General features: G+C 69.6%; 26 protein-coding genes. 21 read left to right on the top strand and 5 right to left on the bottom strand.

The genetic code is table 11. From position 1 onward, the window contains the following. Nucleotides 1-10 precede the first annotated feature (10 nt). The 13 genes from metK to AFER_RS08705 all read left to right on the top strand — a co-directional run bounded on the left by metK (nt 11) and on the right by AFER_RS08705 (nt 12,459). Nucleotides 11-1,204, top strand: coding sequence for a methionine adenosyltransferase (gene metK, locus AFER_RS08765; protein ID WP_015799087.1), 1,194 nt, complete (start codon nt 11-13; stop codon nt 1,202-1,204). A gap of 1 nt (nt 1,205) precedes the next feature. Next, entirely contained in the window at nt 1,206-2,951 is a 1,746-nt protein-coding gene (locus AFER_RS08760; protein WP_015799086.1) for a primosomal protein N' family DNA-binding protein, read from the top strand. A 128-nt stretch (nt 2,952-3,079) separates the two neighbouring features. Continuing rightward, a complete protein-coding gene (locus AFER_RS08755; protein WP_015799085.1) occupies nt 3,080-4,840 on the top strand; it encodes an SCO family protein in 1,761 nt (586 codons plus the stop codon). After that, nucleotides 4,841-5,965 (top strand): hypothetical protein, encoded by a 1,125-nt coding sequence (locus tag AFER_RS08750; RefSeq protein ID WP_015799084.1) that lies wholly within the window; start codon nt 4,841-4,843, stop codon nt 5,963-5,965. It begins immediately after the preceding gene. A 35-nt stretch (nt 5,966-6,000) separates the two neighbouring features. Next, entirely contained in the window at nt 6,001-6,495 is a 495-nt protein-coding gene (gene def / locus AFER_RS08745; protein WP_015799083.1) for a peptide deformylase, read from the top strand. A gap of 2 nt (nt 6,496-6,497) precedes the next feature. Further along, entirely contained in the window at nt 6,498-7,388 is an 891-nt protein-coding gene (locus AFER_RS08740) for a methionyl-tRNA formyltransferase (RefSeq protein WP_015799082.1), read from the top strand. Continuing rightward, nucleotides 7,389-7,880, top strand: a complete 492-nt coding sequence (locus AFER_RS08735; protein WP_015799081.1) for a MogA/MoaB family molybdenum cofactor biosynthesis protein — start codon at nt 7,389-7,391, stop codon at nt 7,878-7,880. Next, on the top strand, nt 7,877-8,929 hold the full coding sequence (gene ribD, locus AFER_RS08730; protein ID WP_015799080.1) for a bifunctional diaminohydroxyphosphoribosylaminopyrimidine deaminase/5-amino-6-(5-phosphoribosylamino)uracil reductase RibD: 1,053 nt from the start codon (nt 7,877-7,879) through the stop codon (nt 8,927-8,929). Before AFER_RS08735 ends, ribD begins: the two co-directional genes overlap by 4 nt. Before the next feature lie 65 nt (nt 8,930-8,994). After that, nucleotides 8,995-9,570: a riboflavin synthase gene (locus AFER_RS08725; protein WP_171788986.1), complete on the top strand. Its 576-nt coding sequence runs from the start codon at nt 8,995-8,997 to the stop codon at nt 9,568-9,570. Then, a complete protein-coding gene (locus AFER_RS08720; protein WP_015799078.1) occupies nt 9,567-10,820 on the top strand; it encodes a bifunctional 3,4-dihydroxy-2-butanone-4-phosphate synthase/GTP cyclohydrolase II in 1,254 nt (417 codons plus the stop codon). Before AFER_RS08725 ends, AFER_RS08720 begins: the two co-directional genes overlap by 4 nt. Then, nucleotides 10,817-11,305, top strand: coding sequence for a 6,7-dimethyl-8-ribityllumazine synthase (ribH, locus tag AFER_RS08715; RefSeq protein WP_015799077.1), 489 nt, complete (start codon nt 10,817-10,819; stop codon nt 11,303-11,305). Before AFER_RS08720 ends, ribH begins: the two co-directional genes overlap by 4 nt. Further along, the gene (gene hisG, locus AFER_RS08710; protein WP_015799076.1) at nt 11,299-12,174 is read left to right on the top strand and encodes an ATP phosphoribosyltransferase; all 876 of its coding nucleotides are present in this window, start codon (nt 11,299-11,301) and stop codon (nt 12,172-12,174) included. Before ribH ends, hisG begins: the two co-directional genes overlap by 7 nt. A gap of 6 nt (nt 12,175-12,180) precedes the next feature. Beyond that, nucleotides 12,181-12,459, top strand: coding sequence for a hypothetical protein (locus AFER_RS08705; RefSeq protein ID WP_015799075.1), 279 nt, complete (start codon nt 12,181-12,183; stop codon nt 12,457-12,459). 7 nt (nt 12,460-12,466) lie between these two features. On the opposite strand, the gene AFER_RS08700 is transcribed toward AFER_RS08705, so the two are convergent. After that, the gene (locus AFER_RS08700; protein WP_041661805.1) at nt 12,467-12,859 is read right to left on the bottom strand and encodes a hypothetical protein; all 393 of its coding nucleotides are present in this window, start codon (nt 12,857-12,859) and stop codon (nt 12,467-12,469) included. A 54-nt stretch (nt 12,860-12,913) separates the two neighbouring features. On the opposite strand from AFER_RS08700, the gene infC reads away from it, so the two are divergent. The 8 genes from infC to AFER_RS11270 all read left to right on the top strand — a co-directional run bounded on the left by infC (nt 12,914) and on the right by AFER_RS11270 (nt 19,851). Further along, the gene (gene infC, locus AFER_RS08695) at nt 12,914-13,525 is read left to right on the top strand and encodes a translation initiation factor IF-3 (RefSeq protein ID WP_342606820.1); all 612 of its coding nucleotides are present in this window, start codon (nt 12,914-12,916) and stop codon (nt 13,523-13,525) included. A gap of 194 nt (nt 13,526-13,719) precedes the next feature. Continuing rightward, nucleotides 13,720-13,917 (top strand): 50S ribosomal protein L35, encoded by a 198-nt coding sequence (gene rpmI, locus AFER_RS08690; protein ID WP_015799072.1) that lies wholly within the window; start codon nt 13,720-13,722, stop codon nt 13,915-13,917. Nucleotides 13,918-13,937: 20 nt separating this feature from the next. Beyond that, nucleotides 13,938-14,306 (top strand): 50S ribosomal protein L20, encoded by a 369-nt coding sequence (gene rplT / locus AFER_RS08685; RefSeq protein ID WP_015799071.1) that lies wholly within the window; start codon nt 13,938-13,940, stop codon nt 14,304-14,306. A gap of 25 nt (nt 14,307-14,331) precedes the next feature. Further along, nucleotides 14,332-15,069 (top strand): TrmH family RNA methyltransferase, encoded by a 738-nt coding sequence (locus AFER_RS08680; RefSeq protein WP_049755446.1) that lies wholly within the window; start codon nt 14,332-14,334, stop codon nt 15,067-15,069. 41 nt (nt 15,070-15,110) lie between these two features. After that, nucleotides 15,111-16,211: a phenylalanine--tRNA ligase subunit alpha gene (pheS, locus tag AFER_RS08675; RefSeq protein WP_015799069.1), complete on the top strand. Its 1,101-nt coding sequence runs from the start codon at nt 15,111-15,113 to the stop codon at nt 16,209-16,211. Beyond that, complete coding sequence (gene pheT, locus AFER_RS08670; RefSeq protein ID WP_015799068.1) at nt 16,208-18,583, top strand: phenylalanine--tRNA ligase subunit beta; 2,376 nt, start codon at nt 16,208-16,210, stop codon at nt 18,581-18,583. The genes pheS and pheT overlap by 4 nt, the downstream gene beginning before the upstream one ends. 21 nt (nt 18,584-18,604) lie before the next feature. Continuing rightward, the gene (locus AFER_RS08665; RefSeq protein WP_015799067.1) at nt 18,605-19,450 is read left to right on the top strand and encodes a sulfite exporter TauE/SafE family protein; all 846 of its coding nucleotides are present in this window, start codon (nt 18,605-18,607) and stop codon (nt 19,448-19,450) included. Then, complete coding sequence (locus AFER_RS11270) at nt 19,447-19,851, top strand: DUF1634 domain-containing protein (RefSeq protein WP_015799066.1); 405 nt, start codon at nt 19,447-19,449, stop codon at nt 19,849-19,851. The genes AFER_RS08665 and AFER_RS11270 overlap by 4 nt, the downstream gene beginning before the upstream one ends. Nucleotides 19,852-20,534: 683 nt before the next feature. Here the strand turns inward: AFER_RS11270 and AFER_RS08650 are convergent. The 4 genes from AFER_RS08650 to AFER_RS08635 form a co-directional block, all read right to left on the bottom strand. After that, on the bottom strand, nt 20,535-21,368 hold the full coding sequence (locus tag AFER_RS08650; protein ID WP_015799065.1) for a transglutaminase family protein: 834 nt from the start codon (nt 21,366-21,368) through the stop codon (nt 20,535-20,537). Then, complete coding sequence (locus AFER_RS08645) at nt 21,365-22,306, bottom strand: alpha-E domain-containing protein (RefSeq protein ID WP_015799064.1); 942 nt, start codon at nt 22,304-22,306, stop codon at nt 21,365-21,367. The genes AFER_RS08650 and AFER_RS08645 overlap by 4 nt, the downstream gene beginning before the upstream one ends. Continuing rightward, a complete protein-coding gene (locus tag AFER_RS08640) occupies nt 22,303-23,829 on the bottom strand; it encodes a circularly permuted type 2 ATP-grasp protein (protein WP_015799063.1) in 1,527 nt (508 codons plus the stop codon). The genes AFER_RS08645 and AFER_RS08640 overlap by 4 nt, the downstream gene beginning before the upstream one ends. 103 nt (nt 23,830-23,932) lie before the next feature. Beyond that, a complete protein-coding gene (locus tag AFER_RS08635) occupies nt 23,933-25,333 on the bottom strand; it encodes a glycosyltransferase family 87 protein (protein ID WP_171788985.1) in 1,401 nt (466 codons plus the stop codon). Nucleotides 25,334-25,351: the final 18 nt, after the last annotated feature.

Below are 25,351 nucleotides of genomic sequence, written 5' to 3'. Positions count from 1 at the left end.
AAGGAGCGCTGTGCGCAGCTACGCGTTTACGTCGGAGTCGGTGACCGAAGGTCACCCCGACAAGATGGCCGACCAGATCTCGGATGCGATCCTCGACGAGATCCTCGCGCAGGATCCGGTGGCCCGTGTGGCGTGTGAGACGCTGCTGACCACGGGTCTCGTGGTCGTCGCCGGCGAGATCACCACCGACAGCTACGTTGACATTCCCAAGGTGGTTCGTCGGACCATCTGCGACATCGGCTACGACCGTGAGTCCTACGGTTTCGACGGCAACACCTGTGGCGTCGTGGTCACGATCGATGAGCAGTCGCCCGATATCGCCTCTGGTGTCCTGAGCGCGCTCGAGGCCAGGAGCGGCGAGGCGGATCCGTATTCGTCCCTGGGCGCTGGTGACCAAGGACTGATGTTCGGCTTCGCGTGCGATGAGACGCCCGATCTCATGCCCTTGCCGATCTGGCTCGCCCATCGCATCGCGCAGCGCCTTGCCGAGGTGCGACGGGCTGGGGTGCTCCCGTACCTGCGACCCGACGGCAAGACCCAGGTCACCGTACGCTACGAGGGGTTTCGACCCGTCGCCCTCGACACGGTACTGGTCTCGACGCAGCACCAGCCCGGCATCGATCTCGCCACCCTGCTGCTCCCTGATCTCGAGAGCGTCGTGATCGGTCCGATGGTGCCCAAAGACCTCGACGTCTCGGGCCTCAAGATCCTGGCGAACCCGACGGGACGGTTCGAGCTCGGCGGACCACACGCCGACACCGGCCTGACCGGTCGCAAGGTGATCGTCGATACCTATGGGGGATCGGCGCGTCACGGCGGTGGCGCGTTCTCGGGCAAGGACCCGTCCAAGGTCGACCGATCCGGGGCCTATGCGGCTCGCTGGGTGGCCAAGCACATCGTCGCCTCGGGCGCAGCGTCGCGGTGCGAGCTCCAGGTGGCCTATGCGATCGGCGTCGCCCATCCGGTGTCGCTCATGGTCGAGACCTTCGGTACGGAGCAGGTCGATCCGCGTCGCATCGAAGATGCCGTTCGAGAGGTGTTCGACCTGCGGCCAGCGGCGATCATCGATGCGCTGCGGCTCCGTCAACCCATCTATCGGCGAACCGCGGCCTATGGGCACTTCGGGCGCTCCGACGGCACGTTCCCGTGGGAGCGACTCGATCGGCTCGACGCGCTGCGGAGCGCGCTCGACATCACTGGCTGAGGTGGAGGGCGACCTTCCCGCGGACTCGGCGGACGTCATCGTCGACGTGGTCGGCCGGCCCGGGCCGTTCACCTACGCCGTCGACCCCGAGGCAGAGGTCGGTCTCGGTGACGAGGTCGTGGTGCCCTTCGGTGCGAGACGCGTCAGCGGATGGGTCGTTGCGCGCCCGGCCCGAGCGCGCGAGCACCCGTCGGCCACCTCGTTGCGCTCGGTGCTCCGTCGTGTCCGACCGGGCCCCCCTCCCGAGGTGATCGAGGCGGTGCTCGCCGCGGCGATGTGGGCGGTGGCGAGTCCCGTCACGCTCTTGCGCGCTGCGCGGCGCCCGAAGGTGCGGGGAGCACCGGTGCTCGAGCCTGCCCGGGGTCAGCTCGCCGAGCGCCTCGTCGACCCGAGCGAGGTCACACCCGAGGTCTTCCTCGTGCCGCTCGCCGTCTCGGCGCCCGAGGAGGTCGGCCGCCTCATGGCGGCTGGCGCCTTCGGCGAGCGAGTGGTCATCGCGGCGCCCACCGGAGCGATCGCCGCACACACTGCAGACGCGCTCGCCCGGGTCGGGGTCCGTGCGGCACGGTTCCCCGACGACTGGGACCAGCTCGCGTGCGGTCGTACGACGGTGAGTATCGGTGGTCGCCGAGGCGCGCTCGCGCCGCTCGCGACGCCGGATGCGGTGGTGGTGCTCGACCCGATCCATCCGAACGCGCGGGACGAGTCGAGTCCGTACCTCGAGGCACTGGATCTCGCTGGGGTGCGGGCGTCCGTCAGCCGGAGCCGACTCGTGGTCGTGAGTGCGGTGCCGCCCGCCGACATCCTGGCGCGCGCCCGGGTTCGCGTCCCCACTCGAGCGCCTCGACCCTGGCCCGTCGTGCGGACGTTCGGGGCCGCCGATCTCGACCGCGGAATCGAGGGGGTCGTCGCCGATGGGCTCGCGGTAGCCCGGCGCCGGCGCGCGGACCCGAGGGCGCTCGTCGTCGTCCCGGCTCGAGGTCCGGGGCACGCTCCGGTCTGTCGGGCGTGTGGCGCAACGCTCACGTGTGCCGCCTGCGGTGGGCGCTTGGTCGTGCTCCCTGCGAGGCGCGGTGTCCCGGAACGGGGCTGGTGTCGGACGTGCGAGGCGCTACGTCCGCTGCGCTGTGGCGTGTGCGGCTCACCCGCCGTGCGGGTGTCTCGCTGGTCGGTCGAGCACGTTGCGGCACGCCTCGAGCCGGTGGTACGCCAGCCGATCGCGAAGGGCCCGGATCCACGGGCGGGCGTGGTCGTCGGGACGATCGAGGCGCTCGAGAGTGCTGGCTCGGTAGATCTGGTCGTACTCGTCGAGCCGGAGCGTCTCTTCGGCTCTCATGGCCGCCTCGCGGAGGAGCTGGGCCTCTACTGGATCCACCGGGCAGTGGCGCTCGTCGCATCGAACCGCGGCGAGGTGGATCTCGTGGTCGAGCACGCGCCAGCGTGGCTCCCGGAGGTGCTCGCGGAGCGCGACGCGCGACGCGCGCTGCGCGCCATACGCGACGAGCGTGCCGCTCTCGGTCTCGACCCAGACCACGGCACCGCCGTCGTCTCCGGACCGGAGGCGGCGGCCTTTGTGCATGCACTGAGCGAGGTGAGCGTGCCGGGGTTCGAGGTTGCCGAGCTCGCCCCCGATCGCTGGCTCCTCACCGCTCCCACCCGCCGTGAGCTGCGCGTTGTCCTTGGATCCGTGCCGCGAACGCTCGATGCGCGCGCGGTTCGGGTCGAACTCGACCCGCGAGAACTCTGAGCTTTGGTGCACAGAGCGGCCCCGTAGCCTCGGCCTTCGGCCGCTAGAATCCGGTTGTCAGGACAGGCTCTGTCGGGAACCGCGGGTCTCGGTACGTGCCGGTCGGTGAGCCCAAGGAGGCTTAGGCAATGACGGGTATGGGCAGTGCAGCCCTGAGCAGTTCGGGTCTTGCGGGGCCGTTCTACCACCGTTTGGGGCTCGAGGCGATTGCGCTCGTCTTGATCGGGTTGGTGCTCGTCGCGGCCCGCTATTTCCTCTTTGCGGGCGCCACCAACCCGGCACGCGTCCAGGTCGCTGGTTCGGCGGACGAGGGGGTGTACGAGGTCGCCGAGCCGCGAGCGAGAGCGATCCTGCGTTGGGGCTTTGGTGCCCTGTGGATCGTCGATGGGCTGCTCCAGATGCAGCGTGCCATGCCGACGTCGCTCGTGGGCCAGGTCATCCAGCCAGCCGCGCAGGGCAGTCCCCGCTGGCTGGTCGACCTCGTTCAGCTCGGCATCGACGCGTGGCAGCGCCATCCGCTCTGGGCAGCGACGGGTGCGGTGTGGATCCAGCTCGCGATCGGCGTGTGGTTGCTCCTCGGCAAGTCAGGGGCGTTCGCCAAGGTCGGCTACGTCGCCGCCATCCTCTGGGGCTTGACCGTGTGGGTGGGTGGCGAGGCGATGGGTGGCATCCTCGCGCCGGGGGCCTCGTGGCTCTTCGGGGCCCCTGGGGCGGTCCTCCTGTACGTGGTCGCGGCGGCAGCGCTGCTTGCGCCGTGGAGCGCGTGGCAACCGGATCGCCTTCCACGCTGGCTGCTCGGCCTCGTGGGCGCCGAACTCTTCGTGTTCGGGGTCCTCGAGGCTTGGCCTGGTCGTGGCTTCTATCACGGACAGATCCCCGCGATGATCCGGACGATGGCCGGGACGCCCCAACCATCGTTCCTGGCGCGGCCGATGGTCGATCTCGCGAACGCACTCCATGGCACGACGACGGTCGTCGTGAACGCTGCCGTCGCGGCCGTCCTCATTGCCGTCGGGGTTGCCTTTCTGGCCAAGCGCTTGGTATGGCCCGCGTTCTGGGTGCTCGCGGTCCTGTCGCTCCTGGCGTGGTGGTTCGTCCAGGACTTCGGGTTCCTCGGGGGCGTCGGCACGGACCCGAACTCCATGGTGCCCGGTCTCGTGCTCGCTGGCGCTGCTGTCGTCGGCGTCGTGAGTCCTGCTCGAGAGTCGGTCGATGTTCGCGGTCTGTGGCCGAGTGGCGTGGGGATCGCTGGGCGGTTGCTCGGCACGTGGACCGTGGTGGTCGCGCTCATGGGCATCGGTCCGCTGGCCTATGCCGCCATCAATCAGACCGCCTCGCCGGCGCTCGCGCTGGCGGCTTCGGACACGCCCTTTGCCATCGACCGCCCGGTACCCTCGTTCACCTTGCTCGATCAGCGAGGCGTTCCGGTCTCGATCGACCAGTTCGCCGGCAAGCGGGTGGTGCTCACCAACCTGGATCCGGTGTGCACCTTCGACTGTCCGTTGATTGCCCAAGAACTCCGCACGGCGGACTTGGCGCTGCCTCCGTCGGTGCGCGCCAACACGGTGTTCGTTGCCGTCGCGGTCAACCCCGTGATCCATTCGGTGCAGGCGGTCAAGATCTTCGACCAACGAGAGAACCTGACCGGACTGTCCAACTGGTACTTCTTGACCAGCCCCTCGCTCACGCAGCTGTCGAAGGTGTGGCAGGCGCTCGGTTTCGGCGTGTCCCAGCCGGTGGATGGCGTGATGACCCAGCATGAGGACATCGGCTATGTGGTAGGGCCGAACCTCACCGAGCGCTACCTGATACCGATGGATCCGTCGCTGAATGCATCGGTGGCGACCAGCATCTCGTCGCTGTATGTCCACCTGGTCGAGGAGGTCTGAGTGCGCTGGACGCGTGGCCGAGGTGCCAGAGTCGCGGTCGTGGCGTCGCTCGGCGCGTTGCTTGCGGCCTGCGCAACAGCCACGAGTGCAGCGACGCAAGCCCCTCCGGCGCCTGAGAATTTTGCGGCCATCGTCGCCCGTCCGAGCGGTGGCGAGCTGATCGAGGTCCAGAGCTACCAACACGGCCAGGTGCTCGTGCAACAAGGGAACTCGCTCTCCCTCGCCACCCCGCTCGGCGTGTCGACCCGAGCTGGCATCGTGCTTGCGTCCGGGGGGTCGGCGGGTCTGCCGGTGTATGCCGGCGAGGTCGCCCATGGGACCTGGCCCTACTCGGTCCTGTGGTCGGCGGACAGCGCAGGTTGGACGCCACAGGAGTTCACGACGGCGGTGGCGCCGTTCCCTGGATCGGTCGTTGCGACCACCGGTGGCGGCGAGGCGATCGTCGGGACACGCTCCTTTGGGCTCGGCGACCAGTCGATCGTCGATCTGGCGCCGAACGGCACGATCGCGACGACGCTGGTCTCGTCTGCGTCCCTCGCGGCGCTCGAGCATCAGGTGGGGTGCGTCTCGCCCGTGGCGCGCTCCCTCGCACCCGACGGCGAGACGCTCGTGGTGAGCTGTGGCTCGAGTGCGCGTCTCGCCGTGGTCGACCTCGCGGCGCGCACCGCTCGCACCGTGGCACTCGCGGGCCATGTGGTCGCCACGAGTGCGGTCGTCGATGGGGCGACGGGTCCGCTGGTCGCCGTCATCGTTGCGACGAACGATCGCGAGCGGCTCCAGCTCGTCGACCTCGTCGGTGACCGCGTGGTCGCAACGGTGTCACTCGGCAGTGACGCCTCGCTCGGTCCGTCGCTCGCAGCCTCCGGGACCCGTGCGGTCGCGCTCGTGCCTCATGGGGCTCGCGCAACATTGGTGGAGTTCGAACCGGTCACCTCAAGCGGCGGGGTGATCACGAGGGCGATCGCGGCACCAGCGTGGGCCCAAGGGGTCGGCGTGACCTCGGGCGGAGCGGTCGAGGTCGTGGCGGGCAATCCGAATCTGACCGGTGTCGGCCTCCTCCAGCTCGATCAGGGCTCGTGGCGAGAGATCGCATCAGCAACGACCCCCACCGTGAACCAGGGTTAGCGCCCCGACGGGCCTCGGCCGTCTAGCGTGGTGGCGTGCCGATCCTGCCGATCCGAACCATAGGCGATCCGGTGCTCTCGCATCGAGCTCGCGAGGTCGAGACGATCGACGCTCGCCTCGATCAGCTCATCGAGGACATGATCGTGACCATGCACGAGGCTCCCGGAGTCGGGCTTGCGGCCCCGCAGGTGGGTGTCGATCTGCGCCTGTTCGTCTGGGACATCGGTGACGGTCCGGACGTTGCGATCAACCCCGAGATCGTCGAGCGTACGGGGACGTGGCGCTACGAGGAGGGTTGCCTCTCCGTTCCTGGCTACTTCTGGCCGATCGAGCGCCCTCGCACGGTGCTCCTGCGCTACGTCACCCGTGACGGCGAGGTCGCCGAGTTGGAGGGGAGCGACCTCCTCGGGCGCGTGTTCCAGCACGAGACAGATCATCTCGATGGTGTGCTGCTCATCGAGCGACTCGACGAGGAGGAGCGGCGCGAGGCCAAGCAACGCATCGCGCGTGAGCGCTGGCTCGGCAACTGACCATGCGCGTGCTCCTGCTCGGCTCGACCGAGGAGACGGCGCGACATCTCGATGGCCTCGTCGAGGCGGGTCACGACGTGATCGGCCTCGTGACTCGGCCACCCAAGCGACGTGGGCGTGGCGGCGCGGTGGCCGGGACCGTGGCGGCGCGCCGCGCGCAGGAGCTCGGCGTCGAGGTGCACGAGGCGCTCCCTCCTGACCACCTCGGGGCCGAGGTCTGCGTCGTTGTTGCTTACGGCCGGTTGCTGCCTGCCGCCTGGCTCACCGGTGTTCCGGTGGTGAACGTGCACTACTCGCTGCTTCCTGAGTTTCGAGGTGCCGCTCCGGTCGAGCGTGCCATCCTTGCTGGCGTCGATCGCAGCGGTGTGAGCATCATCCGTCTCGAGCCCGAGCTCGATGCGGGCCCGATCCTCGCGATGCGCTCGGTGCTGATCGATGGCCTCCGGGCCAGCGAGGCTCGCCGTCGTCTTACCGACGCCGGCGTGTCGCTCCTCCTCGGTCTCCTCGAACAGCCCGGATCCCTCGAAGCGGGGGTCCCCCAGGCCGGAGCGGCGAGTTGGGCTCCGCGGATCACGTCCGAGGACCTCCGTCTGCGTCCCGCCGAGGCCGCGATCGTGTGGGATCGGCGTGTGCGTCTGGAGCGAGCCTTCTGCTTCGTCGGACGGCGTCGCGTGATCGTACGCTCGGGTCGTCCCCTCGAGCGAGAGGCGGCCGATCCGCTCGGGACCGTGCAACTCGATCACGGTCGGGCCATCGTGCACACGGCACGAGGTGCTTACGAGCTCGGAGAGGTCATCCCCGAAGGCGGGCGACCGATGAGCGGTGCGGACTTCGTTCGCGGGCTTCGGGCAGCGCAGCTGCACGTTCGAGCGATCCCGAGCGAGGAGTTCTAGATGGAGCCGAAGCGCAAGGCGAAGGTGATCACGGTCTCCGACGGTGTGGTGCGCGGGACGCGCGTCGATCGATCCGGCGAGGCGCTCGCGGCGGCACTCGAGCGGGCGGGGTTCGAGCTCGAGGCCCGGAGCGCCATCGCCGATGGCGCCGGATCGGTGGCACGCGCACTGCGCGAGGCATCGTTGGGATTCGCGGGGCTCATCGTGACGACGGGTGGGACGGGTTTCACGCCGCGCGATCAGACTCCCGAGGGCACGGCCGAGGTGCTCGAGCGTCACGCCCCCGGCTTCTGCGAGGCGATGCGCGCGGCGAGTCCGCTCGGTGCGCTGTCGCGTGGCCTCGCCGGCACCCGTGGGCGTAGCCTGATCGTGAACCTCCCCGGGTCGGCGACCGGCGCGGTGGAGTCGCTCGAGGCGGTGCTGCCCGTCCTGGATCATGCGTTGGCGCTGTTGATCGACGGCGGGGACGCGCACCCGCACGCGGCGCCGTGATCGCTCCGCTCGAGCGTGCACGTCGGCTCGCACGTCGCTCCCGTGCGGTCGCACCGCCAAACCCGTGGGTCGGTGCGGTGATCGAGCGCGATGGCGTGGTGGTCGGCGTCGGCCGGACGGCCCATCCCGGGGGTCCCCACGCCGAGGTCGCCGCTCTCGCTGCGGCCGGTGCCCTGGCTCGCGGCGCCCAGATGAGCGTGACGCTCGAGCCCTGCGCCCACCATGGCCGCACGCCGCCCTGCGTCGATGCGATCATCGAGGCGGGCGTGGCACGTGTGGAGGTGGGCCTCATCGATCCAGATCCACGGGTGCGAGGTCGAGGGATCCAGGCCCTGCAAGCCGCTGGGGTCGAGGTGCGACTCGCGCCCCGGGCGATGCGCGCGAGGCTCGCCGACGACCTGGCCCCGTACCTCTCGCACCGGCTGCGCGGGCGCCCCTTCGTCGTCGGCAAGATCGCCTGCAGCCTCGACGGCGCCGTCGCGGATCGGTGGGGGCAGTCGAAGTGGATCACCCAGGAAGCTGCGCGAGAGCTCGGGCACCGACTTCGAGCCGAGGTCGACGCCATCATCGTCGGTCGGGGGACGTTCGAGCGAGATCGACCGCAACTCACCGCGCGACCGGGCGGGCGACTCGCGCGGCGTCAACCGGTCAGGGTGGTCGCGAGTCGTCGCCCGCTGGACGTCCCCGAGGGCTTCGTGGTCGCCAGCGAGAGCCCCGGTGCGCTGCTCGCTGCCGGAGCGGCTCGCGGGTGGGTCGAGGTCCTCGTCGAGGGCGGCCCGACCCTGCTCGGTGCCTATCTCGCCGAGGGACTGGTCGACGAGCTGCTCGTCGCCATCGCACCGATCCTGTTGGGCGACGAGCATGCTCGGCACGCGGTCGACCTCGGGGAGGGGCGGCTCCTGGAGGATGCCATTCGGGGGGCCTGGCGTGCGCATCGACGGGTCGGTGAGGATCTCGTCGCCTGGGTGCGACTCCCCGCCGCGACGGCGCTCGAGGATGCCTACTGGGGCTTGGAGTCGCAGGTCCTCGGAGCGATCGGCTGCCGGTAGGCTGGTCGACGGGGCGCGGTCGATCCGGTGGAGCGCCCGGAGGTAGTCGGGTGTTCTCGGGGATCGTGGAACGGACCGTAGCGCTCCTCGAGCGCCGTGACGGGCGATTGCTGTTCGACCGCAGCGACTGGGATGTCGCCATCGCCCCAGGGAGTTCCATCGCCTTCAACGGGGCGTGCCTCACTGCCGTCGAGATCAGTGACGAGGTGGTCGGAGTCGACGTCGTGCCCGAGACCCTGCGGCGAACCAATCTCGGTGCGCTCGAGCCCGGGGTGCTGGTGAACGTCGAGCGGTCGGTGACGCTCCAGACGCTGCTCGATGGCGGCCTCGTGCTCGGCCACGTCGACGCCGTCGCGACCGTGACGGACGTCGACGACGAAGGCATCGTGGTGCACTACCCCGAGCGGTTCGAGCCGCTCGTCGTCGAGAAGGGCACCATCGTGCTGAACGGGGTTGCGTTGACGGTCGCCGAGCTCGCGCCGGCCTCGGCCAGAGTCGCTCTCATCCCAGAGACGCGACGTCGCACGAACCTCGGGACCTGCGAGGTCGGTGCGGTGCTCAACATCGAGTTCGACGTCATCGGGAAGTACGTCGCGCGGCTCCAGGGGGTCCGGCTTGGCCGCGAAGCGGAGGATGCATGAGTGAGACAACAGCGGCGACGCCTTTCTCGTCGGTCGAGGATGCCATCGAGGCGTTTCGCCGAGGCGAGATGGTCATCGTCGTCGACGACGAGGATCGTGAGAACGAGGGTGACCTCATCATGCCTGCCGACGCGGTGCGTCCGGACGACGTCGCCTTCTACCTGCGCGTCACCTCGGGCATGATCTGCGTGTCGGCCGAGTCGCAGCTCCTCGACGCCCTCGAGCTGCCGCTCATGGTGGAGCACGGGACCGATCCCCGCAAGACCGCCTTCACCATCACCGTGGACGCTGCGCGCGGCGGTACGACCGGCATCTCGGCCGAGGACCGAGCCCGCACTGTGGCGCTGCTCGCGAGCCCGGACGCGCGCCCTAGCGACTTCGTGCGACCTGGTCACGTGTTCCCGCTGCGCGCGCGTGAGGGTGGGGTCCTCAAGCGAGGTGGACACACCGAGGCAGGGGTCGATCTTGCCCGCCTCGCCGGTCGGCGGCCTGCCGCGATGCTTGCCGAGATCACGACCGAGGATCGTCAGTCCATGGCCCGGCTCCCCGAACTGGCGGCGTTCGCCGCTGCCTGGGGCGTCCCGCTCATCTCCATCGCCGACCTGATTCGCTACCGGGCGGCGCGCGAGACGCTCGTCGCACGCGTCGAGGGGTCGGAGGCGACCATTCCGACCCAATGGGGAGCGTTCGATGCGGTGGTGTACCGGAGCGTCCTCGAGCCCGGGGACGAGCATCTCGTGCTCAGCCTGGGCGAGATCGACGACACGGAACCGGTGCTCGTGCGGGTGCATTCGGAGTGCTTGACCGGGGATATCTTCGGGTCGTATCGGTGTGATTGCGGTCCGCAGCTCCACGCCGCCCTCGCACGGATCGCGGACGAAGGACGAGGGGTGGTGGTCTACCTGCGTGGGCACGAGGGCCGCGGCATCGGGCTCGGTCACAAGCTGCGCGCGTACCACTTGCAGGAGTTCGAGGGGCTCGATACGGTCGAGGCGAACGAGCGCCTCGGGCTGCCGGTCGATGCGCGTGAGTACGGCATCGGTGCCCAGATCCTCGCCGACCTCGGTGTGCGACGCATGCGTCTGCTCACGAACAATCCGGCCAAGTACCGTGGACTCACTGGATTCGGCCTCGAGATCGTCGAGCGCGTGCCGATCGTCACCGAGGTGCGACCCGAGAACGCGCGCTATCTCGAGACCAAGGCGCGCAAGTTGGGGCACCTGCTCGACGTCGCGAGGGGAGAACGATGAAGCTCGAAGGCCGACCACGTGCCGAGCCCACTGACCGCTTCGTCATCGTCGCGGCGCGCTTCAACGAGCTGGTCGGCGAGGCGCTGGTGGATGGGGCTCGGCGGGCGCTCGAGGAGGCAGGTGCGGCTGAGCCCATCGTCGTGTGGGTTCCCGGAGCGCTCGAGATCGCTGGCGCGGCGCGTCGACTCGTGACGGCAGGCACGCCGATCGCGGGCATCATCGCCGTCGGCGCGGTCATTCGTGGCGAGACCGATCACTACGAGGTCGTCGCGACGCAGGCGAGCGCCCAGCTGGCTCGTCTCGCGGCCGAGGCCACGGTGCCGGTGGCCAATGCACTCCTCACAGTGGACTCCTTGGAGCAGGCCTTCGATCGGGCCGGGGCCAAGCACGGCAACAAGGGCTACGAGGCAGCCCTCGTGGCCGTTCGCATGGCCGATGTCTATCGACGCATCGATGCACTCAAGGAGGATGACGGTTCGTGCTGAGGGTCGTGGTGCCAAAGGGCTCGCTGGAGCGGGCTACCTTCGACTTGTTCCGCGCCGCCGATCTCACGATCGAGCGGGAGAGCGAGGTTTCCTACCGCGCGACGATCGACGATCCGCGCATCGCGGAGGTTCGCATCCTCCGGCCACAGGAGATCCCGACCTACGTCGCCGAGGGTCTGTTCGATCTCGGCATCACCGGGCGAGACTGGGTCGAGGAGACCGGCGCGAACGTCGTGTCGCTGGGCGAACTGCGCTACTCGAAGGCGTCGTCGCGCCCCATCCGCGTCGTGCTCGCGGTCGCCGGTGAGAGCGCCGTCACCGAACCCGCACAGCTCCCCGATGGCGTTCGCGTCGCGACGGAATATCCCCGTTTGACCGAGCGCTACTTCGCCAGGCTCGGCATCAAGGCCCACGTGCTCGCCTCCTACGGCGCCACCGAGGCGAAGGTCCCCGAGATCGCCGATGCGGTCGTAGAGATCACCGAGACCGGTCGAGCGCTCGCGGCCCAGGGACTTCGCGTCATCGACGAGCTCCTCGTGTCCTATACCGAGCTCATCGCCAATCCCGTCGCGGCCGCCGACCCCGAGCGGCGCCACGCCATGGAGCAGGTGCGCACGTTGTTGGTGGGCGCACTGGCGGCACGCGGGTCGGTGCTCGTCAAGCTCAACGCCCCAGCGGCGGCGTTGGCGCAGATCATCGCCGAGCTCCCCTCGATGAAGGCCCCGACCGTGAGCGAGCTCTACGGCGGCGATGGGTTCGCGGTTGAGGCGGTGGTGCCGAGAGAGCGCATCAACCTGCTGATCCCGTCGCTCAAGGACGCGGGCGCGACGGACATCCTCGAGATCCCGCTGTCGAAGATCGTGCCGTAGGTAGCGGTGCGTCGGTCTCGGCGCCGCGTCCGCGGCAGTCTGGAAGAGGCGCCAGCGCGCGCCGTCGTCGATCCCTACGAGGTGCGCGAGGGGACGGTGGTGGCGTTCGACGCCCACGTCGGCCTCGGGGCGATCGCGGTCGAGGGGTCAGTCGAGGTGCCGTTTCATTGCATCGTGGTCGACGACGGGTCGCGCCAGGTCCGTGTCGGCCAGCGGGTGCTGGTTCGGGTCGCGCCGTCCTTTCGAGGCGCCTCTGAGGCCACCTGGGTGCACAAGCTCGACTGACGCGCGCTCAGGAGGCGGTCTCGTCGTGGGTGAGGTCCCGAAGGCGCACGAACGCCAGCTGCACTTGGCGGAGTGCGGCTTCGAGCAGCTGGCCGCGCTCGCCCAGGCGATCGGCGACGCCGGCAAGCAGACCTGCGAGGGCGTCGATGACGAGGGTAGCGTCAGCGAGCCGGGGTGGTTCGGCGGCGAGGTAGATCCGCGTCAGCTCGAACAGACCGTAGGCGTGGTTGGCGATGAGATCCCCAACGTCGGCGTCGAGGAGCTCGGCCCTGAGGCGTGCGGCCTCCTCCTCGGCGCGCGCATCCGAGGGCGCCGCGGTGCTCGCCGTGGAGCCGTCGCTGGACGAAGGACCATGCACCTCGCCAGCGAGGTCGGATGGCGGACGTTCGTCGGTGGCCACGGGCCATGAGTCTAGCGCCGTGGCCTTCGGGGAATCGAGGCTTGCCTCGTCGCGTTGGGCTACAATCGTGAGGCGCGGCTGCTGGCCGCCACGCTGGTGGTTTTCCGACGGAAGGAGTCTCCTATCGCCACTGCACCCGAGGACGGGGCCCGTGTGAATGATCAGATCCGAGTTCGCGAGGTGCGCCTCGTCGGACCGGACGGCAACCAGCTCGGCATCAAGCCGACTCCGGAGGCACTGCAAATCGCCCGAGCGATGGACATGGACCTCGTCGAGGTGGCACCCATGGCCAAGCCACCGGTCGCGAAGATCATGGACTACGGGAAGTTCAAGTTCGACCAAGCCCAGCGAGTCCGTGAGCAGAAGCGCAAGGCCTCGGCGTCGCAGCTCAAGGAGATGAAGTACCGCCCCAAGATCTCGCAGGGCGACTTCGACACGAAGACGCGACAGGTGGCCAAGTTTCTCGCCGAGGGCCACAAGGTGAAGGTCACGATCATGTTCCGCGGTCGTGAGGTGTTCCACCCGGAACTCGGTCAGGAGATCCTCACGAGAGTCGTCGAGGCGGTCAAGGGCGTCGCTCACGTCGAGGTGATGCCGAAGCTGGATGGCCGGAACATGGTGATGGTGCTCGCACCAGATCGCCGACCCGCACCGGCGCGCGCCTGAGGCCCAACTCGGTCGACAGACACACTACGCTGATAGGCCGCGCCGCACCCGGCGCGAGCTTGTCGAGGCAGCCATGACCGCTCGAGCGCTCCGTCGCAGACGGGGTTTCGGGGATGGATGCGTGGTTACCAGCGCCGCTCGTTGGGTGTGGACCGATCGCGAGCGGGTGACGCCGGCAGGAGACGGGAGTTGCGATGCCGAAGATGAAGACGGATACGGGTGCGAAGGCGCGGTTCAAGCGCACGGGCACGGGCAAGCTGATGCGTCGGCACGCCTTCACCTCCCACCTGCTCGGCAAGAAGTCGTCGTCGCGGCTGCGGCGCCTGCATCGCGAGGGTGTGTTGTCGCGGGGTGACACCCGTCGCGCGTTGCGTCAGCTCGGCGGACGCTAGGGCTTCGGAGGAGGACACAAGTGGCACGAGTCAAGCGGTCGTTGCACAGCCGCAAGCACCGTCGTGCGGTGCTCGAGCTCGCGCGCGGCTACTACGGCAACAAGAGCCGAAGCTATCGAGCCGCCCACGAGCAGGTGATGCACTCGCTGCAGTACGCCTATCGCGACCGTCGGGCGCGCAAGGGCGAGTTTCGTCGGCTGTGGATCCAGCGCATCAATGCGGCGGCGCGTGCCGAGGGCACCACGTATTCGCGCTTCATGGCTGGTCTGCGCCGCGCGGGTGTCGGCCTCGATCGTCGCGTGCTCGCGGACCTGGCGGTGCGGAGCCCGGGCGCGTTCGGCGCGTTGGTGCGGCTTGCCGAAGCCAACCAGGAGCGCGCTGCGTCCTGACGCCCGCGCCGAGCTGCGCGAGCTCGTGAGGTCGGCAGCCGCGCGGCGCAGACACGGTCGCTACGTGCTCGAAGGCGCACGCTTCCTTCGTGCCGCGGTGGCGGCGGGAGCGCACGTGGAGCAGCTCGTCGGGGTCGACGAGGCCATCCGTCGCGAGGCCGACCTCGTGGCCTCTGCGCGTTCGGTCGTCGTCGTCACGCAGCGCGAGCTGGCCGCCATCAGCGCCACGACGACTCCGCAGGGTCTCGTCGGGGTGCTGCGACGGGTCACGGTTCCGGTCGAGGCGCTCGAGGACCGTCTCGTCGTCCTTGCCCTCGACGGCGTGCAAGATCCCGGCAACGTCGGCACCTTGGTGCGCACCGCGGCCGCGCTCTCGGACGCGGTGGGCGTGCTCGTCGGTCCGGGATCGGCCGATCCGTTCAATCCCAAGGCGGCTCGAGCGGCGGCCGGGGCGCTCGAGCGCGTGCCCATCGCCGAGGTGGACGAGCTCACGCCTGCGCTCCGTGAGCTGCGAGTCCGGGGCGCGCGCGTCATTGGGCTCGACCCGCGCGCACCGTCGCCGCTCGCGCCCGAGACACAGCGGCGCGTGCTCGTCGTCGGTGCCGAGGGCGCTGGCCTGAGTGCGGCGGTCGACGGCGAGCTCGACGAGCGCGCGGCGTTGGTCGTGCCGCCCCGGCTCGAGTCGCTGAACGCTGCGGTGGCGGGTGCACTCGCGCTCTGGGTGTCGCTCGGTGGCGGGGCGGGTGCGTCGACCCGGGGCTAGCCTTGGCCGCAGGTCGCGGTGGTGAGGAAGGACGAGGGTCTATGGGGGCGAGCGTGCGAGACCAGGGTGGCGACGGTCAGGGCGCCGCAGACACCGCTCTCGTGACGGCGAGTGTGCAAGGAGCGCTCGAGCGCCTTGCGACGGTCGCGGATCGGGACGAGCTCGCTGCGATCCGTGAGGCTGCGCTCGGGCCGCAGAGCCCACTGGCAGTGCTGTCACGGTCGATTCGCAACCTCGATCCCGAGGAGCGGCCGGTACTCGGCCGGGTCGTGGCCGAGGCCCGCGCCTCGCTCACGTCGGCCATCGAGGCGGCCGAGGCACGTCTCGACGCAGCAGAGCTCCTCGAGCGCGCTGAGCGCGAGCGCTCTGATCCCTCCGTGGGCCTGCTCGTCGAACCCCTCGAGGGTCCCGGGGCGAGGCACCTCGTGGCGCGAGCGCGCATGGCGCTGGAGGACGTCTTCTGGCGCCTCGGCTTCGAGGTCGCTTCGGGTCCAGAGGTCGAGGACGAGTGGTTCAACTTCGAGGCGCTGAACGTGCCGGAGCACCATCCCGCACGGGCCGCCCAGGACAGCTTCTACCTCGACGTCGACGCCTCGCCTCCGCTGCTCCTGCGGACGCACACCTCGCCAGCGCAGATCCGTCTCATGCAGCGAGGCACGTTGCCGATCTACGCGGTGGTGCCGGGGCGCGTCTATCGGCGCGACACCCCGGACGCACGTCACACGCCGGCCTTCCATCAGATCGAGGCGCTCGTGGTCGACGAGGGGATCACCTTCTCGCACCTGAAGGGGACGATCGAGGCCTTCACGACGGCGTACTTCGGACCGGGAATCCACTCGCGACTGCGTCCTGCGTACTTCCCGTTCACGGAGCCGTCGGCTGAGTTCGAGGTGACGTGCACGATCTGTGGCGGGGCGGGGTGCCGCACCTGCTCGGGCACGGGCTGGATCGAGCTCGGCGGTGCAGGCATGGTGCACGCACGCGTGCTCGAGGCAGGTGGGCTCGATCCCGGCCGTGTGTCGGGGTTCGCGTTCGGTTTCGGCATCGACCGTCTGGTGCAGATGCGCTACGGGCTGGCCGACATGCGGGTATTGCCGGAGAACGACCTCCGGCTGCTGGTGCGCACGAGGGGTGAAGTATGAGGTTGCCCATCGGTTGGCTCGAGGTCTTCACGCCGCTCGAGGCGCTCGGCCTCACGGACCCACTGCGTGCGCACAGCGAGGGTGTTCGCGCGCTGGTGGGCACGCTCGACTCCCTCGGGCTCGTCGTCGAAGGCGTGGAAGAGCACCCGGTCGCGGCGGACGGCGTGGTCACGGCCAAGGTGCTCGCCATCCATCGGATCGAGGGAGCGGACCGCATTCGACTCGTCGAGGTGGACGACGGATCGGGTCGCATCCGTCCGGTGGTGTGCGGCGCATGGAACTTCGTCGAAGGCGATGTCGTCCCGCTGGCGCTGCCAGGCGTGCGCCTGCCGAACGGCGCCGAGATCGGGGCCCGGCGTCTGCGTGGGGTGACGTCGGAAGGGATGCTCTGCTCGGCTCCGGAGGCAGGTCTCGGCTCCGACGCGAGCGGCCTCGCGATCCTCTCGCCGTCGCTCCCGCTCGGCGTGCCGGTGCGTGAGGCTCTGGGGGTCCGTGACGAGGTCGTCCTCGACATCGCCGTGGAACCCAATCGACCGGACGCCTCCGGAGTTCGCGGTGTCGCGCGCGACCTCGCTGCGCGCTTCCGCGCCCCCTTCGTCGACGTCACGGGGGTGCTCACGCGCCAGGATCCCCGCGCGGTGACGGTGGAAGAGGGCGCCGTCGATCGACTCGTGCTCGCGAGCCTCGAGGTGCGTGGCGCGGTGCTCGAGCCGCGCGTGGCGCGGTGGCTCGTGCTGAGCGGCATGCGGCAGATCAGCCCCATCGTCGACGCCACGAACGCCGTGATGCTCGAGACGGGTCAGCCCTCGCATGCCTACGACCGCGACCGTTTGGCTGGTGGCGTGGTGGGGGTGCGCAGTGCTCGTCCTGGAGAGCGGCTCGTCACCCTCGATGATCGAGAACGAACCCTCGCCGGTGGTGAACTCGTCATCGTCGACGGCAGCGATCGCGCGGTGGGGCTCGCTGGCATCATGGGCGGTGCCGAGACCGAGGTCAACGCCGAGACCGAGCAGGTCCTCTTGGAGGTGGCGGCGTTCCCACGAGAGCGCATCGCGCGCGCGGCGCGCGCCACGGGTCTTCGGACGGAGGCGTCGTGGCGGTTCGAGCGTGGGGTGGACCCCGCCGTCGCGCACGCGGTGTGCGCCCGTGTTGCCGCTCTCGTGGGTGTCGCGACGCCGATGCTGGTCGCCGACGTTGCGTACGCCACGACGCCGCGACGGATCGCGGTGCGTGCTGAGAGCGCGGTGGCGATCGCGGGCGATCCAGTGGTGCTCGAGTCGTTCGAACCCGATGCCGGGCTCTCGCGCCTCGGGTTCGACCTCGAGCCAGACGGGGACGGCTGGCAGGTCGGGGTCCCCACCTGGCGCCCCGACGTCACCGACGTCGCCGACGTCGTCGAGGAGGCGCTCCGTCAGGTCGGCTACGACGCGGTGGCCCCGACGCCCCTCATCGGTCCCCGACGCGATGGCCCGACGCTACGCCAGCAGCGCGAACGTGCCCTCTCGACGCTCCTCGCGGACGAGGGCGCCTTCGAAGCCTGGAGCGTGACCATGGTGTCGCCCTCGGTGGAGGAGCAGCTCGGGAGCGAGCGCGTCGCACCCGTGATCGCCAATCCCTTGCGCCCCGAAGAGAGCGTGTTGCGCACCACGGTCGCTGCGGGCCTCGTCGGTGCGCTCGATCACGCGGTCAGACGCCGTCTCGAGCCCGCGCGATTCTTCGAGTGGGGTCCGGTCTTCTGGCAGGAGGGACGCGTCGTCAACGAGCGACAGCGACTCGGGCTCATCGTCGCCCACGCCCATGACGGCGGCGTGGAGGCGGGCCGTTGGCTCGCGAGGCTCGTGGCTCGGGCCGGCCTCGAGCTTGGTCCTGGGTCGGTGCAGCTCGGCCCTGGTGGTCCTGGGTGGCCCCGACTGCATCCGAGCCGCCAGGCGGCGGTGATCGATGATGGGCTGGTCGTCGGTGTCTTCGGTGAGCTCGCGCCGGATGTGGCCGCTGCGCTGGGTGCTCGACGGTGGCGCTACGGCGTTGTCGAGCTGGACGCGGACTGGCTCGCCGAGCCCCGACCCCTCACGGCTTCCTCGACCCTTGGCGCCTTCGCGGCGAGTGAGCTCGACCTCTCGTTCGAGGTGCCCTGGGACCTCGCGGCCGCAAGCCTCGCGGCTCGGGTGCGCGAGGAGATCGGCCCGGTGGTGCGCGACGTGGCAGCGTTCGACACGTTCGTTCGCGAGGGTCGGCGCTCGCTCGGCCTGCGCCTACGGCTCGAGGACCCCGAAGGGCCGATCAGTGAGGCGAGGGTTCGCGAGGTGATCGAGGTGGCCCGGCACGCGGGTGCGGCACTCGGAGCCGCGCTTCGTACGGCGCCGGCGTCGTGATCTGATACCCACGAGGGTACAATGATGGTCATCACACCGCTCGTCTTCATCATCGCGCTGATAGTGATCGCCGCTGTGGCTGGCCTGCTCGGGTCCCTGGTGGGACTCGGTGGCGGAATCGTCGTCGTGCCGGTGCTCACCCTGGTCTTCCATGTCGACATCCGCCTGGCGGTCGGGGCGAGCCTCGTGACCGTGGTGGCGACCTCGGCGACCGGCGCGTCGCGGCTCGTCCGTCGCGGCATGGTGAACGTGCGTCTCGCGCTGTATCTCGCGATCGCGACCACGCTCGGCGCGATCGTCGGTGCCCTCCTGTCGCGCGCGGTGCCGACGCGGTTCCTCTTCTTGCTGTTCGCAGCCATCCTCGTCTACTCTGCCGTCGCCATGCTGCGTCGACGCAGTGGGGATCGCATCGAGCAGCCCCGCGACGATCGCATCGCCGATGCCCTCCAACTCCATGGCGCAGCGCCGATCGGTGATGGCGGCGTCCTCGTTGCCCATCGGGTGGAGCGCAGCCTCCTCGGTCTGGTGCTGATGTTCGGTGCCGGCGTGGTCTCGGCGCTCCTCGGTATCGGCTCTGGTGCGTTGAACGTTCCGACGATGGACATGTTGATGGGCGTGCCGCTCAAGGTGGCCTCGGCGACCAGCAGCTTCATGATCGGCATGACAGCCGCGGCGAGTGCGGCGATCTACCTGTCGCGAGGCCAGATCGACCCCATCCTCGCCGGCCCCATCGCGGTCGGTGTGCTCGGTGGCGCAACGCTCGGGGCTCGCCTGCTCACGCGGGTGAACGTGACCGTGGTGCGCTGGGTCTTCATCGCGGTGCTCGTGGTCGTCGCCGTCGAGATGTTGCAGAAGGGCATCGGATGAGCGCGTCGGGAGAGCGACGCGTCGAGGATCCGGACGCGCAGGTCGCGAACGTCGTCGGACGCGTCCTCGGGGCTGGCGTCGTCATCGCGGTCGTGCTGGTCGTGGCCGGGCTCGTGGTGACCCTCGTCAGCCATCCTCACTTCGTCGTCGGTCCGATCAGCTACCACGTCCTCGTCGGGCGCCGTGCGCACTTTCCGGTGGGGCTCGGCGGGCTGGTACGGGCTCTTCGGCACGGCCGCGGGGAAGGCATCGTGCTGCTCGGCGCGGTCATCCTGCTCGCGACCCCCCTCGCTGGCGTCGTGGCGTCCGTGATCGGCTTTGCGACCGCAGGCGTCGGACGGATGGCTGCTGTGGCGACGGTGGTGCTGGCGATCCTCGTGGTCGCTGCGGTCGTCCTCTAGCCCGACGTTCCGCTCCCGCGACAGACGAGGAGCGATGGGCTCACCTTTCGGTACCTGACACGCTCGCGCGGTCCTACGTGGAGGGCTGCCCCGGGCGATCACCAGGGTCCCGCTCGCGTGCCGAGCGGCACCTGGGCCGCCTCTGGCCCACGAGGTCGGCGTGCACGCGGCTCTGTGAGCCTCGGCCTTCTCGCCACGGTCCGGTCGGTGGGACGCCGTCCCCGCTCGCTCCGGGGGCACCTGCGCACCTTCGTCACCGTCACCTCAGATGGCAGGCGAGCCACCCGCCTCCTGTCGAGCGAATCTGCGGGCGGCTCGAGCGCAAGTCCCGCGGTGCATGTCGTACGGCCGCACTGCCGGCGATGGCGTAAGCGGCTCGACGTCGATCGTCCCAGCGCGACCTGGAACCTGCGCGTGCTGGCGCTCAGGGTTGCACGGGGTGCACGCGGATGCGTGCGCGTTGGTCGTCGGATCGACCAGGGAACCAGAGGTCGGAGGGCCGATGTGGGGCTCATCGTTCGGAGTTGACCGGTCGGGGCTGGTTCACGGCAGAGAGCGGCCTCTCCGGGAGGCTCCACACATGCGATGCTGTCCGCTCGCTCACTCACCGTGCGGATCGCCAGGCTGCCCGCCGGTCGCGTCGCAGGGGCAACCAGGTCGAGGGAGCGGCGGTGGAGCGCGTCTCAGCTGACGCGCTGGATGCGTACGCTCGAGCGCATCGTCTGTCGCCCTGGACCTTCGTAGATGCCGTGCAGCGGGGCCACATCGCGGTAGTCGCGCCCCCGGGCGACGGTGATGTAGCGCTCTGACGGCGCGAAGAGGTTGGTCGGATCGAGCGGGTGCCAGTGGCCCACCCACGCTTCGACCCAGGCGTGACTTGCGCCCTCGGCGGCCTCGGAGACCTCGAGAGCATGCGGAGCAAAGCAACCCGAGACGTAGCGCGCAGGGATGCCTGCATGACGCAGCAGCGCACACAGTACGTGCGTGGCGTCCTGACACACCCCAGACCGTCGGGCCCACGCTTCGTCGGCCGTGGTGTCGACGGTCGTCGTTCCCGGAGCGTAGGTGATCGTGTCATGGACGATGGCGGCGAGGGCCTCCGCCCGCTCCAGTGGGTCCGTGCCCACCTCGAGGTCGATCGCGGGCTCAGCAATGGTCGTCAAGGGCGTCGGGAGCAGGTACTCGAGGAGTGCTCGCTGGGTCTCGGGCCGCGCGAGCGTCGCGAGCGTCACGACCGATCCCGTGCTCCAGGGCGCGCATCGCACGGTCGAGCTGGCCACGATCGTGAGCTCGCTATGTGGGCGTTGGATGTCGAAGTACGTGACGACCGAGCCCCAGTAGTCGCGGTAGCGGACTCGGTGCGCTGGCTGGGAGAGCTCGATGCGGTGTCGGAGCACGCGCTGGCTGCTCCCCGTCGTGGGGCTCATGCGCAGCTCGGAATAGGACCGAACGGCAGGGGTGTCGTAGCTGAGTTCGGTGGTGTGCCAGGTGGCGAGGGTGGAACGGGATCTCCTCATCGGGTGACCTCGGAGGCGAGCTGATCGCTGAGCTGCCAGCGGGGCGGCTGGCTCGGCAGGGCGATCGTGGTCTCGATGAGGTGATGGAGGGTTCGGCTCGCCTCAAGGGCAGCCACCTCGCCGCTGCGGGTGCCGATCCTCTCGGGGGTGCGGTGAAGCTCGTGTGCCAACTCGGCTGCCGTCTTGGCGACACGGGCCCCGACCAGGCTGCGTGGCAGCAGGCGCGCTCGACGCGCAACCTCGTTCAGGCCGAAGGCGATCGCACGCGGGTTGTCGAGCGCGCCCACGAGGTCGCTCAGCACACGGTGGGGCGTGCTCCCGCGGATCCCGTGGCGTCGCAGGTGGATCTCGAGGGAGCCGACCGAGCGCAGCAGGGTGTGCCAATCCTCCTCGGTGGAGGCGTGTGCTCGCCACGCGCCGAGGATCCGGGCCGTCATCTCGACGCGCTCGATGCTGGAGCCGATGCCGAAGAGCGCCCAGTAGCCGTCGCGTGCGAGCGTCATCTCGCAGAGACCGAAGCAGGTCGCAACGCGACTGTGGACGTCGCGTCCGGTCGCGAGGACGCGTGCCCACGGGATGGTGCTCGCGGTTCGAGCCGTGTTGGCGATGGCTCGTGCGGTGGCGTTGATCGCCTCGAACAGCTCGCTCGTGAGCAGGTCGCGTACGTCCCGAGCGTCTGCGAGCGCCATGGCGGCGCAGAACGGTACCGAGCCGGGCACCGCCGGGTCGGTGAGAAGAAGCCGGACGAGGTCGTCGCGAGATGCGAGCTGCTCTGGGATGGCGATCCCCAAGCTGTTCGCGAGCGCAGCCGACGGGAGACCGCTTCGGTGCTGGACGGAGGCGTCGATCTGGACCTCGAGTACCCGTACCGTTGCGTCGATGCGTTCGAGGTAGCGACCGAGCCAGTACGTGGAGGCCGCCGCGCGGGGGCGGATCACTGGGTCGCCTCGGGATTCGGCGTGTCGATGTCGGCGCGTACCTGGTCGACGAGGCCGATCACGGAGCGACTCGTCCGTACTCGACCATTGCCCGGACGCAGGACCCAGGTGTCCTTCGATCCCCCGCCCTGGGACGAGTTCACAACGAGGACTCCCGGTGCCGGACCGGTGCGCGTAAGGCCTCCGGGCATGACCCAGATGTGGTCCCCGTGGTTGATCGCGAAGGGGCGGAGGTCGACGTGGAGCGCGCGTCCATCGAGCGTGTGGTGGGTCGACAGAGGGATGATCGGCTGCGCGATGAAGCGGTAGGGATGGGCGCGAAGCTCTCCAGCGAGGTTGGTGAGTTCCTCGTCGGTCGCCGTCGTACCGACGACGACACCCTTACCGCCGGCGCCGTCAGTGGGCTTGACGACGAGTCGGTCGAGATTGGCGATGACCCAGGCGACCTCGTCGGGATCGTTGAGGCGGTAGGTCGGCACCATGCCCAGCAGTGGCTGCTCGCCCAGGTAGTAGTCGATCATGGTCGGCACCCACGTGCCGATGAGCTTGTCGTCGGCAACGCCGTTGCCGACGGCGTTCGCGATGGTGACGGTGCCCTCACGCGCCGCGACGATGAGGCCGGCGACCCCGAGGAGCGATGTCGGATCAAAGGCGACGGGATCGAGGTAGGCATCGTCGATCCGCCGGTAGATGACGTGCACCTCGTTCGAGCGTCGCGTGGATCGGAGATAGCAGCGCCCGCCGCTGCAGATGAGATCGGAGGGTTGGACCAACGGGATCCCCATGCGCCTCGCGAGGTACGCGTGCTCGAAGTAGGCAGCGTTGTAGGGCCCAGGTGTGAGGAGGACCACGGTGGGGTCGTTGACCCCGTCGGGAGCGCTCGCACGAAGGGCGGCGAGGAGCTGCGACGGGTAGGTGTCGATCGATTCCACGTGGTAGCCGCGCAGGAGCTCTGGGAAACGCGTCGTCGTTGTGCGCCGGTTGTCGAGCGCGTAGGAGACGCCTGAGGGTACGCGGAGGTTGTCCTCCAGCACGAGGAAGGTGCCGTCGGCGTCGCGCACCAAATCGACACCACTGACGTGGACGCGTACGCCGTTCGCGGGTCGCAGGCCGTGGACCTCGCGGCGGAAGTGTGTCGAGCGCAGCACGAGTGCCCTCGGGATGACGCCGTCGGCGAGGATCTGCTGGGCGCCGTAGACGTCGTCGAGGAAGGCCTCGAGGGCGCGTACGCGCTGTCGCACGCCAGCTGCGATGTGACGCCAGGCCGACTCGGTGAGAATGCGCGGGATGGGATCGAAGGGGAAGACGGCCTCGACCCCTTGGTGATCGTACGTGACGCCCCGATCGGCGTGAGCCATGTCGCGCTCGATGGTGCGCACCGCGAGTTCGTCTGCGCCAAGGCTCGCGACGGTGCGAGCGAGTTGTTCGTAGACGGGCCGAACGCACCCGTCGGCGTCGTAGAACTCGTCGTACGGTTGATCGACCCGTGAGTCTGGTCCAGTCGAGGGACGAACGCGAACCACGCCTCGACTCTGCCTCGTCGTGGGCGTCGTCCCGGCCCGGATTCGTGACGACTGAGTGACACGTCGGCGACGCGCCTCCAGTCGTGGCCGCGCAGTCTGCCTGTCAGCGCTCTAGTCGCGCGAGCGCTGTCTGTCTGAGGTCGGGATTGATCTGGTCGCTGTCGATCGGCACGCGTGTGGTTCGACGTAGCACGAGCACGGCGAGGAGATCGAACGGATAGAGCAGGTAGCCGAAGCGCGTCTGCGGAGCGAGCACCGTGGCAAGCAGCAGCACGAGGGCTGCCACGAGGATCGCCCGATCGACGGTGAGCGGCCAAGCCGCTCGAATGAGCAGCGCCGTGCCCGCGAGACCGATGGCGACGAGGCCGACCACGATCAGGCGGTGCTCGCTCGGTGCGAGCTGCACCAATGCCTGGCCAAGCAGGGGACTCTGCGCTGGGGAGCGCACACTGGTAAGCCCGAGTGGGAAGCGGATGTCGTTGGTGATGAACGCTCGCAGGTTGATGGCGGCACCGAGCAGGTTGAGGCCGCCACCGATGGCGACGATCGGCGGGATGAGGCGGCGACGATTCACGGTGGGATCGCGAACGAGCAGCAGGAGTGCGACGATCGGCCACGCGGTGAGCTTGAAGGCCGTGGCGAGCCCGAGCGCGATCCCCGCCGTGCGCGGCTTCGTCTCGACGAGGAGCAGGCCGGTCGCGAGCAGCGCGATGACGGGGAGATCGTCGCCGCCGGTGACCATGGGGAGGGCTCCTGCGGGGAGCACGACGACGAGGAGCAGGAGGCGCCACCGCTGTGCAGGCGCGAGTCGAGCGAGCCACGCGCCGAAGGCCAGCACCGCCACGGTGAAGGTGCTCATCCAGACTCGGGCGTCGCGGAGCACGGTCGGCAGGGGGAGGCCGTTCGGGAGGCCGAAGAGGGCCATCCCAGGGAGGTAGGGGACGAACGCGTTCGCGTCGAGTGCGTGCGACGCCGATGACACGGAACTGCCAGCGGTCGTCGGGTGGGTGAGATAGCAGTCGTGGCCGTGGAGCACGCGGTCGCCGCAGCGCTCGATCACGACGACCTCGGCTTGGGCGTGGATGCCGGGTAGCGCAAGGGCGCGCGCTGCCACCGCATCGCCGAGCGGCACGACGACCACGCCGACGAGGAGGATGAGCACGAGACGGTGACGCCACCGCGTCGCTTGCTCGACGTCGCCGATCCGGTCGAGAAGGAGGCTGGCGAGTGCTGCGATCGCATAGAGCGGTGTCGCGACGATCGCCCAGGCGCGGTAGTCGCCCCCGGAGGCGACGACGAGGTTCAGCCCGGCGATGACTGCGGAGACGCCGTAGAGGAGCGTGTCGGCGCCGAAGGCTCGCACTGCAAGCACTTCGAAGCGTTCGAGCCATCGCGAGGTGGCCCCGCTCAGGCCCGACGAACCGCGCACGAGTGCCCACCCTACCCGCCGTCGGGCGGTTCGTTCGGGGAAGAGCTCCGACGCGAGTGGATTCGTTCTCAGCAACGATCCATTCAGCCGGGG

Origin of the sequence: Acidimicrobium ferrooxidans DSM 10331, assembly GCF_000023265.1 — a bacterium.
GTDB classification, from domain to species: domain Bacteria; phylum Actinomycetota; class Acidimicrobiia; order Acidimicrobiales; family Acidimicrobiaceae; genus Acidimicrobium; species Acidimicrobium ferrooxidans.
Note: the sequence above shows the minus strand (reverse complement) of the source record. Positions and strands in the feature narration are given on the sequence as shown.

Coding starts and splice junctions, on each gene's coding strand:
- AFER_RS08755 (WP_015799085.1), top strand. CDS start 3,080: ATGACGGGTATGGGCAGTGCAGCCCTGAGCAGTTCGGGTCTTGCGGGG.
- AFER_RS08740 (WP_015799082.1), top strand. CDS start 6,498: ATGCGCGTGCTCCTGCTCGGCTCGACCGAGGAGACGGCGCGACATCTC.
- AFER_RS08735 (WP_015799081.1), top strand. CDS start 7,389: ATGGAGCCGAAGCGCAAGGCGAAGGTGATCACGGTCTCCGACGGTGTG.
- AFER_RS08720 (WP_015799078.1), top strand. CDS start 9,567: ATGAGTGAGACAACAGCGGCGACGCCTTTCTCGTCGGTCGAGGATGCC.
- ribH (WP_015799077.1), top strand. CDS start 10,817: ATGAAGCTCGAAGGCCGACCACGTGCCGAGCCCACTGACCGCTTCGTC.
- rpmI (WP_015799072.1), top strand. CDS start 13,720: ATGCCGAAGATGAAGACGGATACGGGTGCGAAGGCGCGGTTCAAGCGC.
- pheS (WP_015799069.1), top strand. CDS start 15,111: ATGGGGGCGAGCGTGCGAGACCAGGGTGGCGACGGTCAGGGCGCCGCA.
- pheT (WP_015799068.1), top strand. CDS start 16,208: ATGAGGTTGCCCATCGGTTGGCTCGAGGTCTTCACGCCGCTCGAGGCG.
- AFER_RS08665 (WP_015799067.1), top strand. CDS start 18,605: ATGATGGTCATCACACCGCTCGTCTTCATCATCGCGCTGATAGTGATC.
- AFER_RS11270 (WP_015799066.1), top strand. CDS start 19,447: ATGAGCGCGTCGGGAGAGCGACGCGTCGAGGATCCGGACGCGCAGGTC.
- AFER_RS08650 (WP_015799065.1), bottom strand. CDS start 21,368: ATGAGGAGATCCCGTTCCACCCTCGCCACCTGGCACACCACCGAACTC.